20 protein-coding genes are annotated in these 20,870 nt (G+C 45.9%); 7 read left to right on the plus strand and 13 right to left on the minus strand.

Annotation, left to right across the window (positions count from 1 at the left end; translation table 11 throughout):
• Window positions 1-201 precede the first annotated feature (201 nt).
• The 5 genes from KNO99_RS00405 to KNO99_RS00425 form a co-directional block, all read right to left on the minus strand.
• A complete protein-coding gene (locus KNO99_RS00405) occupies window positions 202-2,046 on the minus strand; it encodes a methyl-accepting chemotaxis protein (RefSeq protein WP_214744292.1) in 1,845 nt (614 codons plus the stop codon).
• 124 nt (window positions 2,047-2,170) lie between these two features.
• Window positions 2,171-2,383 carry a DUF2922 family protein gene (locus tag KNO99_RS00410; RefSeq protein WP_214744295.1) on the minus strand — a complete coding sequence of 71 codons (213 nt, stop codon included), beginning with the start codon at window positions 2,381-2,383 and terminating at the stop codon, window positions 2,171-2,173.
• Window positions 2,384-2,409: 26 nt separating this feature from the next.
• Entirely contained in the window at window positions 2,410-2,622 is a 213-nt protein-coding gene (locus KNO99_RS00415) for a hypothetical protein (RefSeq protein WP_074036277.1), read from the minus strand.
• Window positions 2,623-2,649: 27 nt separating this feature from the next.
• Complete coding sequence (locus KNO99_RS00420; RefSeq protein ID WP_214694127.1) at window positions 2,650-2,790, minus strand: YvrJ family protein; 141 nt, start codon at window positions 2,788-2,790, stop codon at window positions 2,650-2,652.
• A gap of 68 nt (window positions 2,791-2,858) precedes the next feature.
• Complete coding sequence (locus tag KNO99_RS00425) at window positions 2,859-3,068, minus strand: hypothetical protein (protein ID WP_214744297.1); 210 nt, start codon at window positions 3,066-3,068, stop codon at window positions 2,859-2,861.
• A 317-nt stretch (window positions 3,069-3,385) separates the two neighbouring features.
• On the opposite strand from KNO99_RS00425, the gene KNO99_RS00430 reads away from it, so the two are divergent.
• On the plus strand, window positions 3,386-3,829 hold the full coding sequence (locus tag KNO99_RS00430) for a MerR family transcriptional regulator (protein WP_214744299.1): 444 nt from the start codon (window positions 3,386-3,388) through the stop codon (window positions 3,827-3,829).
• 77 nt (window positions 3,830-3,906) lie between these two features.
• On the opposite strand, the gene KNO99_RS00435 is transcribed toward KNO99_RS00430, so the two are convergent.
• Window positions 3,907-5,754 (minus strand): sensor domain-containing phosphodiesterase, encoded by a 1,848-nt coding sequence (locus KNO99_RS00435; protein ID WP_214744301.1) that lies wholly within the window; start codon window positions 5,752-5,754, stop codon window positions 3,907-3,909.
• 287 nt (window positions 5,755-6,041) lie between these two features.
• Between KNO99_RS00435 and KNO99_RS00440 the strand changes: the two genes are divergently transcribed.
• Complete coding sequence (locus tag KNO99_RS00440) at window positions 6,042-7,844, plus strand: C40 family peptidase (RefSeq protein WP_214744303.1); 1,803 nt, start codon at window positions 6,042-6,044, stop codon at window positions 7,842-7,844.
• A gap of 112 nt (window positions 7,845-7,956) precedes the next feature.
• Window positions 7,957-10,653 (plus strand): EAL domain-containing protein, encoded by a 2,697-nt coding sequence (locus KNO99_RS00445; protein WP_214744305.1) that lies wholly within the window; start codon window positions 7,957-7,959, stop codon window positions 10,651-10,653.
• A 12-nt stretch (window positions 10,654-10,665) separates the two neighbouring features.
• Here the strand turns inward: KNO99_RS00445 and KNO99_RS00450 are convergent, their stop codons facing one another.
• Together KNO99_RS00450 and KNO99_RS00455 are read right to left on the minus strand one after the other, a co-directional pair.
• Window positions 10,666-11,394, minus strand: coding sequence for a DUF3784 domain-containing protein (locus KNO99_RS00450; RefSeq protein ID WP_214744307.1), 729 nt, complete (start codon window positions 11,392-11,394; stop codon window positions 10,666-10,668).
• Window positions 11,395-11,493: 99 nt separating this feature from the next.
• Window positions 11,494-12,735, minus strand: coding sequence for a UDP-glucose dehydrogenase family protein (locus KNO99_RS00455; RefSeq protein WP_214744309.1), 1,242 nt, complete (start codon window positions 12,733-12,735; stop codon window positions 11,494-11,496).
• A 104-nt stretch (window positions 12,736-12,839) separates the two neighbouring features.
• Here KNO99_RS00455 and KNO99_RS00460 point away from each other — a divergent pair, with 104 nt between their 5' ends.
• From KNO99_RS00460 to KNO99_RS00475, 4 genes are all read left to right on the plus strand, one after another.
• The gene (locus tag KNO99_RS00460) at window positions 12,840-13,100 is read left to right on the plus strand and encodes a hypothetical protein (protein WP_214744311.1); all 261 of its coding nucleotides are present in this window, start codon (window positions 12,840-12,842) and stop codon (window positions 13,098-13,100) included.
• Window positions 13,101-13,370: 270 nt separating this feature from the next.
• Entirely contained in the window at window positions 13,371-14,630 is a 1,260-nt protein-coding gene (pgaC, locus tag KNO99_RS00465) for a poly-beta-1,6-N-acetyl-D-glucosamine synthase (protein WP_214744313.1), read from the plus strand.
• Complete coding sequence (gene pgaD, locus KNO99_RS00470; RefSeq protein WP_214744315.1) at window positions 14,588-15,052, plus strand: poly-beta-1,6-N-acetyl-D-glucosamine biosynthesis protein PgaD; 465 nt, start codon at window positions 14,588-14,590, stop codon at window positions 15,050-15,052. The genes pgaC and pgaD overlap by 43 nt, the downstream gene beginning before the upstream one ends.
• On the plus strand, window positions 15,049-15,924 hold the full coding sequence (locus tag KNO99_RS00475) for a polysaccharide deacetylase family protein (protein WP_214744317.1): 876 nt from the start codon (window positions 15,049-15,051) through the stop codon (window positions 15,922-15,924). The genes pgaD and KNO99_RS00475 overlap by 4 nt, the downstream gene beginning before the upstream one ends.
• On the opposite strand, the gene KNO99_RS00480 is transcribed toward KNO99_RS00475, so the two are convergent.
• From KNO99_RS00480 to KNO99_RS00500, 5 genes are all read right to left on the minus strand, one after another.
• Window positions 15,914-16,555, minus strand: coding sequence for a sugar transferase (locus tag KNO99_RS00480; RefSeq protein ID WP_214744319.1), 642 nt, complete (start codon window positions 16,553-16,555; stop codon window positions 15,914-15,916). The two genes, KNO99_RS00475 and KNO99_RS00480, sit on opposite strands and share 11 nt — an antisense overlap.
• Window positions 16,552-18,108 carry a lipopolysaccharide biosynthesis protein gene (locus KNO99_RS00485; RefSeq protein ID WP_214744321.1) on the minus strand — a complete coding sequence of 519 codons (1,557 nt, stop codon included), beginning with the start codon at window positions 18,106-18,108 and terminating at the stop codon, window positions 16,552-16,554. The genes KNO99_RS00480 and KNO99_RS00485 overlap by 4 nt, the downstream gene beginning before the upstream one ends.
• An 11-nt stretch (window positions 18,109-18,119) precedes the next feature.
• A complete protein-coding gene (locus KNO99_RS00490; RefSeq protein WP_251130905.1) occupies window positions 18,120-18,785 on the minus strand; it encodes a CpsD/CapB family tyrosine-protein kinase in 666 nt (221 codons plus the stop codon).
• A gap of 4 nt (window positions 18,786-18,789) precedes the next feature.
• Window positions 18,790-19,551 carry a YveK family protein gene (locus tag KNO99_RS00495; protein WP_214744325.1) on the minus strand — a complete coding sequence of 254 codons (762 nt, stop codon included), beginning with the start codon at window positions 19,549-19,551 and terminating at the stop codon, window positions 18,790-18,792.
• A gap of 105 nt (window positions 19,552-19,656) precedes the next feature.
• The gene (locus KNO99_RS00500) at window positions 19,657-20,868 is read right to left on the minus strand and encodes a hypothetical protein (RefSeq protein ID WP_214744327.1); all 1,212 of its coding nucleotides are present in this window, start codon (window positions 20,866-20,868) and stop codon (window positions 19,657-19,659) included.
• Between the last annotated feature and the right edge of the window lie 2 nt (window positions 20,869-20,870).

Below are 20,870 nucleotides of genomic sequence, written 5' to 3' on the forward strand. Positions count from 1 at the left end.
TTTTTTAAAAAATTTTTTCACTACTTTCGAGGAACAAGTCCTCTCTCACCTCTTTTTCTCTCTGTATATGTACTGCCTTTTTCTATATCGGACATCACAGCCTAATTTGTACCAACAATTTGAAATTCATAAATGCATTGACCTACCTTTCGAAAAGACAGCAAAAAAAGAACCAGACGTATGCCTGGTTCCGAGAACGACTTATAGTTTGAATTGAGCGACACGATTCGATAGTTCGCTCGCACGTTTTTCCGTCTCACTCATCTTCGCCTGGACGTCATTGAAGCGTTCGACCGAAAGTTGAACTTTCTCTGAGATTGACTGCGTTCCGTCCGCGCCCTCTGTCACGGTCGTCGCCACTTCTTGAATGACACCGAGAATGTTGTCCGTCATATGTCGGAGTTGAAGTGCGTTGCCTTCGAACGTTTTCGCCGTCTCCCCGAATACCGTTGCATCTTGCTCGTATTGCGTTGCGGCCTCTTCGAGACGATCGTAATCGGCCATGACTTTCGTGTTCAAGAACGTCAGCATGTCAGCCGAACTCGTGTTGAGGCGCTCGACCGAATCGATGACCAAGTTCGATACGTCACGAATCTCATTCACCGTCTGACGTGAGTTTTCCGCAAGTTTACGGATTTCAGAAGCGACGACCGCGAATCCGCGCCCCGCCTCTCCCGCTCGTGCCGCTTCAATCGATGCGTTCAAGGCGAGTAAGTTCGTCTGATCAGCGATGGCGAGAATGGCCGTCGTCAAGACGCGAATCTCTTCAACAGACTGCGCTCCCTTGATCGCTTCCGCGAGTTCAACCTGTTTCTTCTCGATAATCGTCACGGCCTCCGTTTTCGAGACGACAGCCTGTTCACGCATCTCGTGAGCACGTGTCTCGACCCGTGTCGCCGTTTCGGCACTATCGTTGGATAAGTCGACGATGGAATCGATCGAGCTACCCATCTCGGTCGTCGAAGCACTCATCTCTTGCGAAGATGCTGCCGTCTCTTCCATCCCAGCCGTCAATTCTTCGACCGTTCCAGATGTTTCTTCCATATAGTGACTGAGTCGCGTCACTTCAGCAGATACGTCTTTTGAAGATGACAGGACGACTTTTGCCGTTTCATCGACATCGATCATGATTTCACGGAGTGTCCCGAGGAACGTGTTGAACGAGCGACTGACTTGGGCAATCTCATCGTTCGACGTCACCGGGATTGTCATCGTCAAATCGCCACCTTGTGTCGCGAGCTCATCGAAGCGAGTTTGCAGTGTCTGCATCGGTCGGATAATCGAGCGTAACAAGCTGAGTCCGAGGAATAATAGAATGACCACGGCTCCGACCGTCACGGCGACGAGCGCCATGAGCGACTGCATGAACTCGCGCTCCATGTCCTGCCCGACACGTTGCGATCCTTCTGAGTTGTATGCGACCAGATCACTCAGTTTTTGTGTGAAGTTGTCATATGTCGACTGGGACTGGGCATCGTAGTATGAACGTGCCATGCCCGTGTTTCCAGTCGTACTGAACGTCAACATGTTGTCCGAGACACGTTGATACATCTCCCATTGACGTGAGAAGTTATGGAAGAGTTCTTTGTCCTCTTCATTCACGGCTCTTTCTTCATACTTCGGCGCTATCGTATTGATTTCATCCCGAATCTCTTTCATCTGCGTCATCAATTCTTCTTTTTGCGTCGCATCCTCTGTCACGATGTGATCGAGTTCGAGCGTGCGATAGTTCGCTGCGAGCGTGTTCAATTCATGGGCATAATCGAGCCCTTTGTTCCAGTTGTTGACGATATCGTCCGCTTGACGGTTCGCGTCGTTCATCGAAAATAGTGCATACCCACCGACGCCAATGACCATGACGAGTGAGATGATGACGAGTCCCCACAATTTTTGACGAATCGTCAAGTTCTTGCCGACGTTCGCTCCGAAAGATGTCGTGCGTTCACGCTTCTCTCCGCGTTTTCGTTTGAGTGTCGGTTTCCACGTCCATGTCGGTTTTCGTTTGATCCGACTGAGTGTCTTAGACCAGATTGATTTCCATGCCATCTATGTATTCCCCTCTCAATCATGCAGTGTTTCCTATACTATCGACAATTTTCTGAAAATAGTGAAGGGGATTGACCAAACTTAAAAAAGGCGACTCCAATTGCAAGAGTCGCCAGCCAAAAGATTATTTTGCACTCAATACCGTCTGCGTGCCTTCAATCATTTTGATTTCCGTCCACTCCATCACGTTTTTCGCAAGTGGATCGTTGGCGACCATAAAGTCCGCCAATGCTTCGATTTTTTGTGAGTCGACGGGTTGCTTCACGTTGTTGAGACGGAAACGAACGACCTTATGGAATGCGTCTAAAAATGAGATTTCAAGTTTTGTTTCAGTCATGGGTTATGTCCTCCTTAGGGTATGGGTTAGACTAAATCGTATTCGCGGATGATGCCGAGGTCTGCGTCTTCTTGAATCACCAAGTCGATCAAGAGACGACCGAACGCGTTGACCGTATCGGCTGTGAGGTCGGCACGGACTGGACCGAACCGTTGTGCTTTTTTCGTCGGTTTTGCCGTTTCAATGTCGTGGTGCGTCGTCAAGACGAGTGTCGCTTTCTTTTCCGTTAAGACAGCCATAGGGGGATGGCTCCTTTCAATGGGGGATTAGGTTTCTGATAAGGTCGAATCATCCATGCGCTCGAGGAGCTGGATCATCCGATCGAGCTTCGTCTCGATTCGATGAAGTAAATAGAGCGAAACAACGATCGGGAACCCGAGATTCGAGATGAGTTCGGGCCAACTCATGTGACCACCTGCTCATCATGCCGAATGCCGGTGCCGGTACGAGTGAGGTTCTGCATAAGTCCTCCGTGTTAATACACGATCGATTCTTTAGCGACGACGTAATTGACGGATTCGACATCGATGAGTGCCGTCAGTAAATCTCCGAACTGCCGCATCAACGTCTCATCCATTTGACCGCCGAGCGGTCCGTAGCGGACAAGCTGCTTCTTCTCTTTCCCATCCACGAGTCGACGAGTGTCCAAATAAAACATCGTCGCCACTTCTTCGTAAGTTGCCATCTGTCTCACCTCCTTCGCTCTTATTAACCGCTTACAAGAATAATGTGCTCAAACTATTTTCAAAGTCTCTTCAAGACAAAAGTCCCATATTGTCTGAATTTTTATTCATTTTTCAGATTTTTACTGCTAAACTTGAGTTTTGATACCAATTAGGGTATCTTAATGTTCGACAGACATCGTTCAAAATTACGCCAAAAGTCCCATGAATCATTTCCCCACTTTGAAAAAACTGTAAGTTAAAATCTTGTAAATGGGGTACGATACGTAAGAAGACATTTTGAAATGACCAGTCAGTCTTGAAGAAGGAGATCCATCATATGAACAGCTTAGACCTCGCACGTACTACTTCTATTCCTTCCGCTCAACACGACTTCGACCAGGCCGACCTGACGTTTTCAGCGACCGAATGGGATACATACCGACCGGAACAAGGAAAACCAATCTCGTATCAAGAGCAACATTTGATTGTCTATCCGCTCAAAGAATTGAGCCGTGCCTTTAGTGTGGCCGGCATCCCGCGCAGCCAACAACAGTTGATCAAATGGGAGACAGATGGCGTATTGCCAGCTACCCCGTTTACGTTTGGCCGGAAGCGATTCTATACGGAAAATCAGATTCGTACCATTGTCGACATCGCATTAGAATGCGGATTGCGTCCACGGACACATGTCAAAAAGACAAACTTCTCGGAATTGGCGCATCATGAATTGACGTACATATTACAACTCGAACTGAACGCCTATGAAGCGCCTGTCGTCTGAGCAGGCAAAAGCCATCCGCCATGATGCCCATGACGAATGGCTTTTTTGTGTTTTTCTCATAATAAAAAGGGACGCACTCAGGCGTCCCTTTGCTTAGTTGAATAGTGATCAATCCATGTCTCGAGTTCTTCGAGCGGTAACGGTTTAGAGAAGTAATACCCTTGCATCTCATCACAGCCGAGCTCGCGTAACGCATGCCACTGTTCAATCGTCTCGATTCCTTCACAGACGGTCTTCAAGTTCAATCCTCGCGCGAGGTCGACGATTGACTCAACGATGACGTTTCCGGTCGGATCGTTCTCCGTCACTTGGATGAACTGACGATCAATTTTGATCTCGTGAATCGGATAGTGCTTCAAGTAGACGAACGCCGAGAAGCCGGTCCCAAAGTCATCGATTGAAATCGAAAACCCTTCTTCTCGGAACGCAACAAATCGGTCGATGACATGCTGTTGATTTTCCATGCCGACACTCTCGGTGATCTCGAGGGTCAAATAGCTCGTACAGACACCCTCTTCACGGGCAATTTGGGCGAACTTCTCGACGACTCCTTCAGACAAGAAGTGACGAGCTGATAAGTTGAGGGCAAGTGAATACCTGTCTCCCCGATCATGCCATCGTTTGAGCTGGCGACAGGCCGTGACGAATGCCCACTCTTCTAAATCAATGATGACCCCCGTCGATTCGGCGAGCGGGATGAAGTCGAGCGGAGGGACGAGACCTCGCTCTGGATGATTCCAGCGCATCAAACCTTCGAATCCTCTGAGCACTCCGGTCGTCGCATCGATTTTTGGTTGATAATACAACATGAACTCATTCCCGGCGAGCCCACTTCGTAAATTCATCTCTAAAATCAGTCGGTTCGCCGCTTTCGTCCCCATCTCTTCTTCATAGAAGACAATCGCAGCCCGCTGAAACGCTCGTTCACTCGCGGCGATGCGTGCCCGATGAACCAGCTCGAGGGTCGTGATGTCCTTTTGCTCAATGGCGATAAACGCGCTCATCGTCAAGATGACTTCTAACTCATCGACATGGAACGGGTCGCGTACGAGAACTTCACACAACTCATCTGCGACGGCATTTAGTTTGATTCGATCCCCGTACGGTAACCAAATCGCAAAACCAGACTGCGACATGCGACTCAGATTCGATTCGTCCACATAACGACGTAGGCGATTGGCCACTTCTCGAACAATCTCATCTGATTTTTCGATTCCAATCGCATCTTCGATCGACCGAAAATCGTCGACCTTCAAATAGACTAAAGCGCCAAGTTGTTGAGGTTGAAGCTGGCGTTCCTCGTCCATCTTCTCGATGAAACCTGTATCTTTTAAAAGCCCCGTCAATTCATCGATATAGGCAAGACGACGAATGTGTGTCTCGACCGCCTGTCGATCAAGCCGGAAGTAGAGAATCGAAATAAAGTCTGTCAGTGTACTAATGATTAATTCCTCGAGATAGATCCATTCTCGTGGGAAGAATGACTCACAACAGATGACACCCTTGACGCGATTATTCGCATAAATCGGCGCATCGAGCATCGAGTAGATACGCTGTCCTTCCACGAAATAATCGGTGTATAGTTCCTTCACCCAAGGATGATTCCGAACATCTTCAATCGCAAGCACCCGATCTTTTTGAAGTGCATCAAAATAATCTGGAGCGAGGTTACGATGAATGGTTAACTTTGGATAATGCGTACCTGATTCATGAGAATAGGCGACTTGGCATGAAATCGACCGATAGGATGAATCAAAATGCCAAATCGACACCGTATCGACCGCTAACATGTCGGCGACAATCTCACACATATATCGCGTTGCCTCTTTTACCGTGTCTTCCGTCACGATCGGCATGCGTACGAGCTCGAACAGTTTCTCTTGATGTTTACGATATGTTTGGTTTGAAAAGTTCTTCTCGACCATCAGTCTTCTACCTCACCACATTTGATTTGACATTAATAATAGCATGAAATCTTCCACCTCACGTTTTCCAAAATTCAACAGAAAGTCAATGGTTACCACCATCTCATACAAAGAAAAGATGTATACAAGATCTCATTCAAAACATTGACCTTTTTTGCTAAGAGACCTTTTGAAAAGATCATCAATATCATTGCGACTTAAATTGCATAACAAGTACAATGGAATGGAAATGTATTGATATGCCTGTAAACCATCACCATAAGTTGTCCGAGAAAGGAAGTGGCTTCATGAATCAAAAATCTGGTCTCGCCTATTCATTCGCAGCAATTGCAGCAGTTAGTTTTCTCGCCCATGCAGATGAGGCTTCTGCCGCAAGCACACACACAGTGCGATCCGGTGACTCATTGTGGTCCATCAGCCGTTCCTACAATCTTTCCGTATCAGCGCTGAAATCATTGAACGGTCTGAACTCAGATGTGATTCGAGTAGGACAAACTCTCAAATTGTCTGAAGGCTCGTCTAGTTCAACAGCTGGTTCATCGTTAACAACGTCGAGCACAACGAAAATGACGACAACCTATGCACTGAATTTACGTTCGGGCGCCGGGACGTCCCATCGAATTCTATTGACGATCCCAAAAGGAAAAATCGTCACGACAATCCAAACGAACGGCACGTGGACAAAAGTGAGCTACGGTGGTCAAACGGGTTGGGTGCACAACGGGTATTTGAAAAAAACTTCTACCTCAACAACGCCCGTACCGACTACACCGCCTAGCGTGACACCTAGTTCTTCGACCGCTAAGACAACAGTCAATTTGAACCTTCGTGCTTCAAATTCAACAAACGCGAGTATACTAACGACCATCCCAAAAGGAAAAACAGTCACGATTTTAAAGCGTGAAGGCTCATGGTCGCAAGTCAAGTATGGAACACGAACAGGATATGTCGCTCATACATATTTAACAACAACAGGACAAGCGACGCCTTCGACACCGTCCGTCCCAAGTACGCCGAGTACACCAACTGAAAACACGCTTAATCAACAGTTCGTCACAACAGCAAACTTGAATATGCGTCAAGGGGCCGGGATTGGCTATGCGCTCGTCGCGACAATTCCGAACGGTACGTCTGTCAAAGCTTCGAAAAAATCGGGGAACTGGTACTATGTCACGTACAACGGAAAGTCTGGTTATGTCAGTGCCGGCTATCTGAAGCAAACATCAACAACTCCTAGTGAACCGATTGCTCCAAATGATGGCGATGCCGGAGCAGGCAACACGAGTGTTGATTATATCGTGAATACCCCATCGCTAAATGTTCGTGCAAGTGCCACGACAAATTCGTCCATAATCGGAAGTGTAAAAGCTGGTCAGACCTTACGCGTTGTTCAGACCTCGAACGGGTGGCATCAAATTTATTATGGGAATACGACCGGGTTCGTCTCTTCCGCTTATGTCAAATCAATTCCAAAAGGTTCAACAGAATCTCCATCTTGGGTGGAAGGGACATATGATCAACATTCCTTCTACACATACCGTCCAACGGTCATTCGATCACAGGCAAATGAATCCAGTCCAGTTGTCGGTTCTACTGTAAGAGGAGAACTTTTAAATATAATCGGTGAAACATCGACACACTATCGCACGACATCCGGATATATTCTAAAGTCAGCTGTTACTCAAATTAATGGACAAAGCCCTCAAGCAACGCGACTCGCAACGATTGCAATTGCTCAAAAATATATCGGCTCTCCTTATGTATGGGCTTCATCTAGTCCGTCAAATGGAGGATTTGATTGTTCCGGACTTATTTACTATGTATTTAATCAAGCTGGCGTCTCCATTCCAAGAACGAACGTATATAATTATTGGACTGGATCTTATTTCGGTCAGCAATTAAGTACATCCTTTACACCAAAAGCGGGTGATCTCGTTTTCTTCGAAAACACATATACAGCAGGCCCATCTCATATGGGTATTATGATTGATGCAAACACATTCATTCATTCCGGTTCTTCTGGACTTGGCTACAATAAAATTCAAGAACCGTATTGGCAATCACGCTTGATCGGTTACAAACGACCGTGACTTTGGTCACGCCATAAAACCCGACGAAAGTCGGGTTTTTCTTTCGTTTTGCAGGATTTTCATCCAGTGAAACGAAAACGGAAGTATGATGAAGGAAAAAAGGAGGTGCCGGATGGGCCAACCCCGCTTTGCTAAAATTCCATACCGTACCTACACGATGGTACTAGCAATTGCTTGCCTCATCGGTGTCTTGATGTTCGGACTCGGGACGAGTTATTACTGGCATGAAAAACAAGAAGCGATCGACGAGACGATCATGAACTTGAATCAGGCGGCAAACCTCGCTGGTGTCGAAGCATATATCACCTTGTTCGAGGCGGCGACTCGCTATGAAGATCAATCGAATCAGACGACATCCTTCCTTTCTATCCCTTATAAAGAGCGCGCGCTTCAATACAATGAACGACTGCAGAAAGACTTTGAATCAGGTGTAGAAGAACAAGAACGAGAGACGCTTCAGACATTTTCGGATGACTTGGAAGGCGTTCTCGATGCAGAACAGTTCGAAGCGGTCCCATCTGATGTCATCAGTTCCATCAATCGGCGTTGGCTCTATCAAGCGCTCGAACAGACCAATCAACCGAACGCCACGTATGAGCTGACGGATGCGATGATGCGAATGCAGTCGATGCTCATGCGCAGTAACGATACGTTGCTCCAAGAACCGATTGAAGAGGAACAATTGATGAGTACCGTTGACTTGATTGTCAATGAAGCGATCATCATCCAAAAAATTATCGACCAGAACGAAGCGTTACAAATGAAAGCCGTCATCGATGTCGCGGAAAGTGGTCAATCGTTTGCGAATATGGCAAGTCGTGAAGCATCGCTTGAAGCTCGTTACGTCAATTCGACGAACGTCTACGAAGATGCCTACGCTGCCCTTCGCTCGATTCGCTCCACGTCCGAGACGATGTTGCGAGAAGAAAGTAAGCATTATCAAGTCCTTGCCACGGCATCTTTTGTCGTGACGCTCCTCTTGTCGCTCGGATTGCTTTTCCTGCTCTACTATACGCGTAAACGGTATAATCACGATTTAGCGCATCTGAAAGCACGTGCGCTCGCCATCGACCCAAGCTTAGAACCGGTCGAAGCGACATTCCCGAAAACACATGACTTCCGTGGCATCGAGGACGAACTACGTGAGATTGCGACGAGCGTTCATTCGACTGTCCATGAGCTCGAAAATCGCTCACAAGAACTCGTCCGCTATCACGAACGTTGGTCATCGCTCTTCTCCGAGACGGGTCTCGCCATCGCCTTGATGGATGACTCGTATAATCTAATCGAACGAAACGAGATGTTCCGTCAATTTTTCGGGGACCGAAACTTATACGAAATCAATCAGCTGTTCACTGATACGGGACGGCGCATGTTCGAGCAAGCACTTGAAGGCGTGACCGACCAAGGGACGAGCGCCCAGTTCATCATTCATTTAAAAGGTGAACACACACGCTATTTGAACATCAAACTCACCCCGCTCAAACGGGAAGAAAAATTGACGTACTATTTAATTGTCGAAGATGAGACCGACCGGGTCGAACGGGAGCGAAAAGTCGACCGACTCGTCCGCTTCGATTTGGCGACGAATCTCTATAACGAGTATGGATTCATCAGGAAGTGGGAGCGTCAAGAGATTGACGGAGCGTTCGTCCTGATCCGACTGCACGACTACCATCATCTTGTCGACTGGTACGACCCGGCGTATGCGGACTTACTCATGACAGAGTTCGCCCGCTCTGTCGAAGCCCGTCTATCGAAATATGCGCACCATCTCTTCGGTCGATATCGGGATGATATGTTCATGTTATACGTGAAAGGTTTCACTGCCGAGGATGAACATGAACTGCTTGAATTGTTCCCGAGCGAAGTGACGGTCAATCACAAGCGACAAAACGTACACATCCAAATCGGCGCGACCGAGACGAAACCGGCGTATAACGATTGCCTATTCGAGGCGATGAAAGCTTTGCAACATGCGAAAGAAACACGTACACCACTCGTTTGGTATGACTCAGACATCTTAGCTCAGATGCAGCTCGCCGCCTTGATTGAACAGGCACTTCCGGATGCGATTCGAAAAGGGGACTTGACGGTCGCCTATCAGCCGCAAGTCGAGCTGAAAACCGGACGCGTCGTCGGTGCGGAAGTACTCGCCCGTTGGACACATCCTGAAATTGGAATCATTCCACCGAACGAATTCATCCGAATTGCCGAGCGGTCTGATCAAATCCTGTGGCTGTCACACAACATCCTCGACCAGACGATTGAACAACTCGTCGCTTGGCAAGGAACTTCGTTTGAAGACATCTCTCTCTCGTTCAACTTGTCGGCCCACTCCGTCGACCCATCCATCGTGACGAAACTTCGGGATTCGATTGAGAAATATCCATGGTTACCGGACCGATTGAAAATCGAATTGACCGAGTCATCCGATATCATGTCGTATGCGAGCGAGCTCGAGCGGTTAGAAGATATCGCCGACCTCGGGTATTGTCTCTCGATTGATGACTTTGGGACTGGGTATGCCTCATTCGAAGCGATTTGGCACTTACCGATTCAGGAAGTGAAAATCGACCGGATGTATGTGAGCGGGAAAGCGAAAGAGAGCACGTCGTTCTTACGTGCCGTTTCACGCTTTGCGAACGAGCAACAGTTGACCGCTCTCGCGGAAGGAATCGAGACCGAGAGCGACCTGTCCCGTATGATTCGGGAAGGGGTCGAGCTCGGGCAAGGTTACTACTTCTCACCCGCACTCGATGCGGCTTCATTTGAATCATGGGTCAAGACGAAGGGACACTCGAATTGAGTGTCCCTTTCTTCAGCGAGAACGAATGTCCTCATATAATTGCCTCGTCGCTTCTGCCGAAGACTGATTCAAATAAATCGGTTCTTCCGACCAATCGAGTCGAATGACCGGATCGACATCACGGTCGATAAAGAGAAGAACGTCCTCCCCTGCTTTCGTTCGAAAATGTCCCGTCAGACGTGATCCCGATTCCGCCCCGCTCGTCCGTCGCGCGATTTCGGGTAACGTCGTCCACGTCACATCATCGAGTTCATCGAATGGGATTTTACGGCTATAGCTCCCCTCAATGACAATCGTTGAGTCCGTCACGGTCACGTCAGTCGGTTGACTGAACCAAAACATGAGCGCTGGCACCCCAACGAGTAAGACGACGGAAACGATGACAATCGGGATGAGACGTTTTTTACCACCCGGTCTCAAGCGTCCCGATTCGTCATAGATGTTGCCGTCATAACGCTGCATACGCCAAAGTATCGCCACTGTGAAGACAATCATCACGATAAAGAATGGAGCGAGCGGAATGTCCAATTCAAATCCTTCGATGAGCGCGATGAGGATAAAAATGGCACCAATCCCGTAACACATCCACGCGACGAGACGTGCCACTTTTTGAATGTTCACCCGTTCCTTCTTCTCTCTCGACATCGTATTGTAGCCAGAAATCAAATCGTGCCATCCGAGACGGTCCACCGCAAAACCGAGTGAGATGACAATGACCGCGGCCAATACAAGAATCCACATGTGCCTCACCTCCTCTTCTTTCCTTTACGTCATGAGTCACGCAAAAGATTCATTCCACACAAAAACAGGACCGCTGAATGGGGCGGTCCCTCAGAAGATTTAGTTTGATGTCGGGGTGTTGGACGGACGTTGCATCCGGCCGATGCCTTCGTACGCGACGTCACCCGGGTCACGTGCGAACTTCCACGCATTCCGCGCATCAATCAACCGACGTTGACGCATGCCCGAGAAGGCTTCCGGTGCCAAGTTCACAAGCTCTTCCCATTCCGTGACGAGAATCGCATAATCTGCATCTTTCAAGGCTTCTTCTACAGACGCTGCTTGTGGATATTCCCATGTTGCGATCGGGTCATAGCCAATGACTTCGACATCTCGGGCGACCATATGGTGTGCGAGTAGAATGGACGGTGCATCTCGCATATCATCCGTTCCTGGTTTGAAGGCCAAGCCGAGAATGGCGACGCGCATCTTAGGTTCTAGATGAAGTTTCGACAATACGTACGGCGCTTGTGTTTCGTTCACTTTCGCTGCCGCCTTGATGACGCGAAGATTGACGTTGTTTTCTTCCGCTACATGAAGAAGCGCATCCATATCTTTCGGGAAACAAGAGCCCCCATATCCGATTCCAGCGTTGAGGAACGAACGCCCGATCCGTGGGTCGAGCCCCATTCCGTCCGCAATCGTCGTGATGTCAGCCCCTGCCTCATCGGCTAGACGAGACAAGTCGTTCATGAAGCTGATTTTTGTCGCCAAAAAGGCGTTCGAGGCGTATTTGATGAGCTCGGCATTGATCGGTGTCGTACAGATGAGCGGGACGCCAAGTCGTCCATAAATCCCTGCCAACTCTTCGCAAACCTCAAGGTCCTCACATCCGATGATGACACGATGTGGTTTCATCACATCTGCGAGGGCGCGCCCTTCCTGTAGAAACTCGGGTACGATCGCGAACGTATGAGAAGGATACATGATTTTCAACAAATCTGTCGTGCCAGGTGGGACCGAGCTACGAATGACGACCTTGTGCTTCGTCTTCAATTCAGATAGAGCTGTCTCGATATAAAAGAGGTCACAACTTCCATCGGGCTTACTCGGTGTGCCGACCGCGAGAACCAAATAGTCGACATGATCTGCATCCGCGATTTCGTCGGTCAACGTGATTTGATCGGCGTGCTCTTGTAACACGTCCGCCATGCCCGGTTCGTGGAATGGGGGGTGACCACTCTTCAGGAGACCTAACTTCCCTTGGTGCGTCTCGACCCCGATGACTTCATGACCAGCTTTGGCCAATCCGCATAGTGTCGCCAATCCAACATATCCTAAGCCTATAATTCCAAATTTCACATCAGTTCCTCCTTCAATCATCTTTCCTAAGCGTACTCAAATACGCTCAAGAAGTGAAGCTTCTAACACTCTCTCGATGTTCTTTGCTATAATGAGTCAAAATGATGGGTGAAAGGACAAACCGTATGGGCTTAATCGCTTTCTTTTTGGTGACGTTATTGATTTATTTTTGGCTGCCAGTCCGGGGGGGACTGAAAACCTTTTTACTTGTCTTAATCATGGTGAGTGGTTGGCTCTCCATCTTTGAGCTCGTTTCAATCTTAGAAGCTCGACCATGGGTATTCGCTCCAATTCTGATTGTCATTGCGTCAGTGATTTGGAAAGTACAACGCGACCGAAAACAGCAATTTAAGAAAAGTGTTTGACCTCGGTCGGGCGCTTTTTCTTTTTGTCCTATTCGAGAAAGCTTCTGAATTTCCTGCTTTCGATACTCAAAATCGCATGTAATCGCCTACTACTGCTTTAAAAGAATACCGTCTATATCATGTGTCATTTACCACCTAAAATATGATCTATTTTTGAAGCGGATAATCGTACAATCAAATCTACATCTAGTATAATGTAAAAATATCCATCGCATTTTTATTAGTTCAATCTCCTTAGTGCCCTATTTTTCGATAGAAAGGAACTTGCTTATGACCTTCTACTTACTAGAGTTCTCCCCATGGATTGAACCACTTGCACAGTTCGTCTTTTGGTACCCATTTGTCATGGCCATGTTTTGGATATCGGGTGCTTTATTATTTAGCGTCACCCGCGAACGTGAGAAAGAGCTCGATTTAAACGAGCGAGAGTGGCCGCTCATCAGCATCCTCATTCCTTGCTATAATGAGGTGGAAACGATTGAAGAAACAATCACGTATCTCGACCATCTCACGTACCCTAACCTTGAAATCATCGCGGTGAATGATGGGAGTTCGGATGACACAGGTAAAATATTAATTGAATTAGCCGATAAACACGAACGTCTCCGTGTCATCGATTGTCATGAGAACCGTGGGAAGGCAAATGCGTTACATATGGCTGCGCATGCCGCTCATTCTGAATATTTGCTCTGTGTAGATTCTGATGCATTTTTATCTGAAGAAGCACCTTATTATCTGGTGCGTCACTTCCTTGAAAAAGGTGAACGCGTCGGTGCTGTCACCGGAAACCCTCGTATTCGAAATCGGGATACATTACTCAGTCGGATGCAAATCGTCGAGTATGCTTCTATCATCGGCTCAATTAAACGGACGCAACGTGTGATGGGGAAAATCATGACCGTATCTGGTGTCATCGTCATGTTTCGTAAAAAAGCACTACTCTCTGTTGGCTTATGGGACCGCGATATGATCACCGAAGACATCGCCGTCTCTTGGAAACTCCAACGTAAGTTTTGGGATATCCGTTATGAGCCGCGCGCTCTTTGTTGGATGCTCGTACCAGAATCGCTATCTGGAATTTGGCGACAACGCGTCCGCTGGTCTCAAGGGGGACAAGAAGTCGTATTACGTCACTTTGACATCTTTAAAGACTGGCGACAACGCCGGATTTGGCCGGTCTATATTGAACAAGTCATCAGTGTCATTTGGGCATATGCTTGGCTCATCGTCACGCTCTATCTACTCGTCACGGCAGATACGATTCAAGATATGTTGATTTGGTTCACATATAACTCCTTTGCACTCGTCTTAATCAGTCACATTCAATTGCTCATCTCTCTTTGGAACGACGCGAAGTATGACAATGTCTTCCGTTATTATGTATGGGCAGCTTGGTATCCGGCTGTCTATTGGATGTTAAATACGTTTGTCGTCATCGCGGCAACACCAAAAGCGATTCGTTCGACTTTGAAAGGAGGATATGCGACATGGAATTCTCCCGATCGCGGAACGAGACGGAGCAGCTTATAGGTGAAGACGTCCTCGTCAAGACGAAGCGCTCTTTCATTCGATCGTTTATCGAAATCCTGCTAACCGTCGTATTCTGGATTTACACACTTGTCGTAAGTTGGTTTTTCGTAAGCGCCCTTCTCAACCAAAACGACCGCTACATCGCCACATTAAAATCTGCACTCAACGTAACAAATGAAGATATTCGTAGTCTAATTAGTTTTGCTGTCCTCATTCTAATTGGATTGGCGACCCTGCTCTTCGTCTGGAGAACATACAACAAGAAGAGATATGGTCCACTGAATCGCCGAAAAACTCCTACGCCAACGACTTTAGAAGAGTTGAACAATCTCGGACTAATTGAACCTTCAACAATCGAAATGTTACAGCAGGATAAAGTCATCATATTCGAAAAAAATCCAGTGAAGGAACTCGAAGAATGAAACGTTGGCTGAAGTGGGGATTCATACTCATTGCCGGGCTCTTCATCATATGGAAAGTACAAGATGTCATGTCCACCAAATCAGAAGTACCTGATTCGCAACTTCTTGCCAAGGACGGTGTCTGTCTTGGTCTCAATTATCATCGAATCAAGTCACCGAATCTATGGAACAAAGCAATCGAGACTGTATCTGGATCTGATCATTTAAAACGATATAACGTATACGAAGATGAGTTTAAGGACCAAATCACTTGGATGAAGCAACAAGGTGTTCATTTTGCGACAGCAAAGGACATATCTGAATACGTCCGAGGGAATCCGATTCCGGAAAAATGTGTATGGATTTCTTTTGATGATGTGGACCATACGGTATATGAGAATGCATTTCCGATTTTAAAAGAAGAACAAGTGCCGTTCACCTTATTTGTCATTACAGGTCATGTAGGGGAACGATTCCAAAACTTAGAACTCTCCACATGGGATGAGTTGCGAGAAATAAATGAAAGTGGACTTGCCGACTTCGGCTCCCATACCCATGACTTTCATTACAGCCAAGATGGACAGGCCACATTTCTCGACCCGGCTCAACATGAGGCGTTTCGTGAAGACCTCCAAACAAGTCGTGACACTCTCCAACAAGAACTCGGATTGGATGTTACCGCAATCGCTTATCCATTCGGAGAAACGGATGATGCAGTGACTGCCATTGCCCAATCGGAAGGCTATACCGATGCTTTCATTTTGAGTCCTAACCCCATCACAAACGAAAATTCGTCTCTTTTTATCAATCGATACTTACTCGATCGTCAGCTATACAGTGAATTCGTCAAACCATATCTGCTCAACGAAAAACAAGACGCCCTCAACGACTGAGGACGTCTTGTTTTTTCTTGATGTCACTTCCCATAAACGCTTCCATCGTCGCCGAGGTTTCAGAAGAGATTCCATCTCGTTTAAACACTTTATAAACCGTTTGAATGATAATTTTCCAGTCCCCTAAAAACGTGATATGGTCCACGTATTGAACATCTAAATCAAACCGTTCTTCCCATGACAATCGATTGCGTCCGTTCACTTGAGCAAGTCCGGTAAGTCCAGGTCGCACTTCATGACGTCTTTTCTGTTTTTCATTGTACCTGGATAAATAGTCTACAAGTAGCGGTCGAGGACCGACAATCGAAATGTCTCCTTTTATGATGTTAATCAGGCTCGGTAACTCGTCGATACTCAAGGAACGTAACTTCTGACCGAATGGTGTCAAACGCTTATCATCGGGAAGCAGTTCTCCATGTTCATCTCGTTCCTCTGTCATCGTTCGAAATTTTACCATTTCAAAAATAACGTCGTCTTTCCCCGGGCGCTTTTGCCTAAAAAGGACCGGTCCACCGAGTTTCCATTTGATCAAAATTGAAACAACGAGTAAGAATGGACTCAGAAGAATAAATACGAAAGAAGCTAACAGTAAATCTTGCGGACGTTTTACATATGTTTCGTAAATCCTCATGACGCCTCCCCCTTTCTAGCACGTTTCAACGGTAAGATGGACTGTAACAATTCCTTCTCAAATAGATCTATTGTAAACACCCACGTAAATAGCGCGTAACTGAGAGCGAGCCCTATCGCTTTGATTACGAAGCCTAATAAAGAACTAGCAGGGAAAATCAACTGCATCATGATGCCTAATACGAGAATAAAGAGAAGACCAGGAGCCAACTTCAAGTGACATTCTTTAAAAAAGCGCCATACGTTTATCTGTAGAACGCGTACGTATACGATATTCATGAATAACGTATTTCCTGTTAAATAACCAATCATGACGGACAATGCGGCTCCACTTGCTCCATACGGACCACTTAAAAATGCTGAACAGATGAGAGCTATGATTGCGGAGATAATCATGCCGTATGCACGATAACGTACTTTATTCGTCGTGACAAGTTGAATATTGGCGATCTCTTGCGGGAGTGTGATGAGGCCCATCGCAATAAGTAACGAAGCAACAACATAAGACTCTTTAAAGTCATCACCTACCCAGAAGTGAATGAATTCGGCACCCATCGCAATAAAGGTCATAGTAATAAAACCGATGACATAAAGTTGAATACGGCCGACTCGAATCATGAGATCTTCAACTTCTTTTACTCCACCCGAGTGGTTGAGGCGTGTCACTTTGGGTAAAAATAATGAGTTGATGGCGGTGGCAATCAACAGAACATACCCTTCAATCACCATCCCTATTGAAAAGATAGCAACCGCGACCCCACTTGCAAAAATAACAAGGACAGTCGGCATAATGTGCATCAAAAAGTTCTGGGTAGCGGAGACGGCCGTTTGCCAGGAAGCGAATACAAAAATTTCTCGATACATCCCTTTCCCAGATGCTGCAAAATCAATTTTAGTGTCGGTCCACCTCCATACATACAACAACTTAAATACGTTAATAAGTAAAATCATTGAGGCATTGATCACAACAAGTGAGTAAACTCCGTATCCCGCAAGGAGTGCACCGATTGTAAAGCTGACAATGAGGATTTTTTCGAGAAATATCAAACTGTTCAACTGAATGAATCGTTCATTTACAATGAAAACGGCATCAATCGGTTTAGCTAGTAATGTGATTAAAATATAAAATCCGACGATTGGATACATCACTTTTAACTTATCCATATCAGATGGATTTAAGTTACCGTAGAGTACATCAAGGAAAAAATATAATGCGACAAGGAGAATGGCCAATAAGAAAGTCAAAAAGAAAAACATTTTGTAGGCAATTCCAAGAAATTGAATTTCTCCTGTTCGATCTCCGCTTGTACGATAATTGCTTAGAAATCGTGCGACAACAATTTCTAAACCAAGATTAAATGCAAAAATTGCAATGATAGAGAAAGATAATACATATAGTCCGTAATCACTTTGTCCGATCTTTCCAATCATCCACGGTGTGTACAGTAACCCCGAAATGATATTGAACCCAATCGAACCGTAAGAGACCAAAGCGCCATATTTAATTTGATTTGTGCTGTGTTGTTCAGGTTCGACTTCGTATTTGGTCGCCATGGTCCCCCTCCTTACTGGTATGCATAATAATAATGATTTTTATCGTAACGTGTTTCTCTACGATTCAACACCAGCCCGAGAATTTTGGTTCCTGTCAATTGAAGTTGATCTTTCGCTTTAATCACTTCATCTCGATCCGACGTTTCACAACTTAATACAAGGATTGACCCATCTACTAACGGGGCAAGAATTCGACTGTCAGCCACTTGCATGACAGGCGGAGCATCTAGAATGATGATATCGAACTGTGACTTGGCATCTTCTAGTAAATCAAGAAAGCTCGGAGCAGCAAGTAATTCTGAAGGATTAGGCGGCACCACACCAGCAGTGATGACAAAGAGGTGGTCTAACTGTGTTGCCTGAACCGCTGCTTCAACGGAAGAGCGCTTTGCCAAGATGTTGGATAAGCCATCACGAGTATCTAAACGGAAAATTTGATGAAGTGTCGGTCTACGCATGTCGCAGTCAATCAATAGCACCCGTTTTCCTAATTGCGAATACACAACAGCTAGATTACTCGCCGTCGTCGACTTCCCTTCCCCGGTAGAAGTGGATGTAATGAGAATTGTCTGTAACTGAGTACCGAGAGAGGTAAATTCGAGATTCGTACGTAATGTTCGATACTGTTCTGAAATCGGTGATTTCGGGTCATAGATAGTTATGAGATTTTTGGTCATATCTCTATGATAATTTTCTTTGCGTTTTCGGAACATACGGATCTCCCTCCTTCAATGGTTGCTGTTGTTTCGGTTCACGTTTTTCATTTTTAACATGGGGTCGCTCAAATAAGGGAATCGAGGCAATCACAGGAATTCCGAGAACTTCTTCAGCCTCTCGTTCCGACCGAATTTGTTTGTTGAATAACTGTCGAACGAGAATCACGCCACTACTGAGGATGAAACCAATTAACACGCCTAAAGCTGTGTTTCTTGGAATATTCGGTTCCACTGGTTCAGTCGGAGTAAAAGCCGGTGATAAGATTTGTGTGTTATCAATATTCATTAGTTTTGGTACTTCATTCGAAAAAACGCGACCTAGTTCATTGGCAATCGTCGTGGCCAATATAGCAGATTCTGACGTTGCTCGAATTGTGATGACTTGTGAGTTTTCTTCGCTTTCAATGACAATTTGATCTTCAAGTTTTTCAGGTGCATTCGTCACGTTTTGACGAACTTCGTTCAGAATGATTGGACTCTTCATTATGATTCGGTACGTATTTACAAGCCCTTGAGAGGATTGAATTTGCGTACTATCGAGCGTCTCGGAACCACTTTGTTTTGGGACGACTAAAATTTGTGTCGATGCTTCATATGTTGGGGGGATGACATAACGACTTAAAGAATAGGCCAAGCCACCGATAATGATCATCGTCAAGAGAATCGTCCATTTCTTAGACTTTAGAATGAACCAAATATCACGAATCGATGCATTGATGTCTTTCACAACGGTACCTCCTTTGTTAGTGTGAAGAAAAATAGATTTGTTAATTGATAAAAAACATTTCCCTCTCTCCAAGACGTTCAATTACCAACCTAAAGGAGATGTTTATTATTTTTTTGAAAGATGCATCATCGGCATCATCTGAAGTTCCTTTATTTCTTCAGCTCGTTCAATTCGATATTTGCTATACATGACGACAAAAGTTAATAATATCAACATGAAGGCGATAGCCCGTAAACGTAATGCTGTTCCAATATTATCGTTTGTTATCGCAATCAGACCGTTCCAAACAAACGCCTGTGTCAAGATAAAACCTTGCACTTTCGTTAGCCACGCGCGCTTCATCCATAGAAAACTTAAAATGAGAATCATCGGTAACGCCTCGATAAAAAATACGATTAGTGTCGTCGCGCTGTGAACATGCCATGGTAACGGTCCAATCAAATTTCCAAGATAACTGTGCATATAGTTCGCTAAAAACAGGACGTAATTGGCAGTATCAAGTTGAATACCCATTTGACTGCCACCAGCAAGTATCCCAATCCCGTCGGAACGATACTGTAATGCAGAGCGCAGTGTCTTATCGACAATCGGAATCACCACATCCATCGAGAACGTATACACGAGGCCAAAACCAACGACGACCAGAAAAATGATCATCATTGGGCGCATTACTTTTGAAAGGAATTGAATCGCAAGCCAAATGGCAGTTGCCATCACAAAGGATAAAAGTGCATACGTCCGGAATTGACCGAGTAACCAAACCGTGGGAATCAATAAAATGAAATACGTCCAATTCTTTTCAAACAGCCAGCGAATTGCGAGATAAGTCGCCGCAACAAACAACATATAAATCCAAACATCTCGATAAATCGAGGTCGTAATATTAATAAATAAGCTGATATATGCAGCAAAACCTAAGAGTGCAAATAAATAGGCTTGCTGACGAATCTCGTCCTCTTTGTGCTCAAATCGAGAAGTGACGATTTGAATGGAGACTAGCTTTAAGGCGAAGTGAATTAATAGGGCCACCCCGGCAAAGTTGAAAAGGCGGATTGCAAAGACGCTCTCCACTCCAATCAACTGCATCAATTTCCCAATCACCCATGGATATATCGATGTGCGGATCCATGATAAGTCATAAAATACATTCATGGCTTGTTCCCAATAAAAGACCCCGTCATCGCCTTCACCAAACAAATGATAGGAAACGCCATTACCAGTCGTGTAAATGGCTAACATATAAAAGGCGGTTGTCGCGAGCAAATAATAAAACAGAATCAGATACTTGACGACTCCTACCTCCTTACTCATTTTCATGA

The sequence above is a fragment of the Exiguobacterium sp. s189 genome (genome assembly GCF_018617615.1).
GTDB classification, from domain to species: Bacteria; Bacillota; Bacilli; order Exiguobacteriales; family Exiguobacteriaceae; genus Exiguobacterium; species Exiguobacterium aestuarii_A.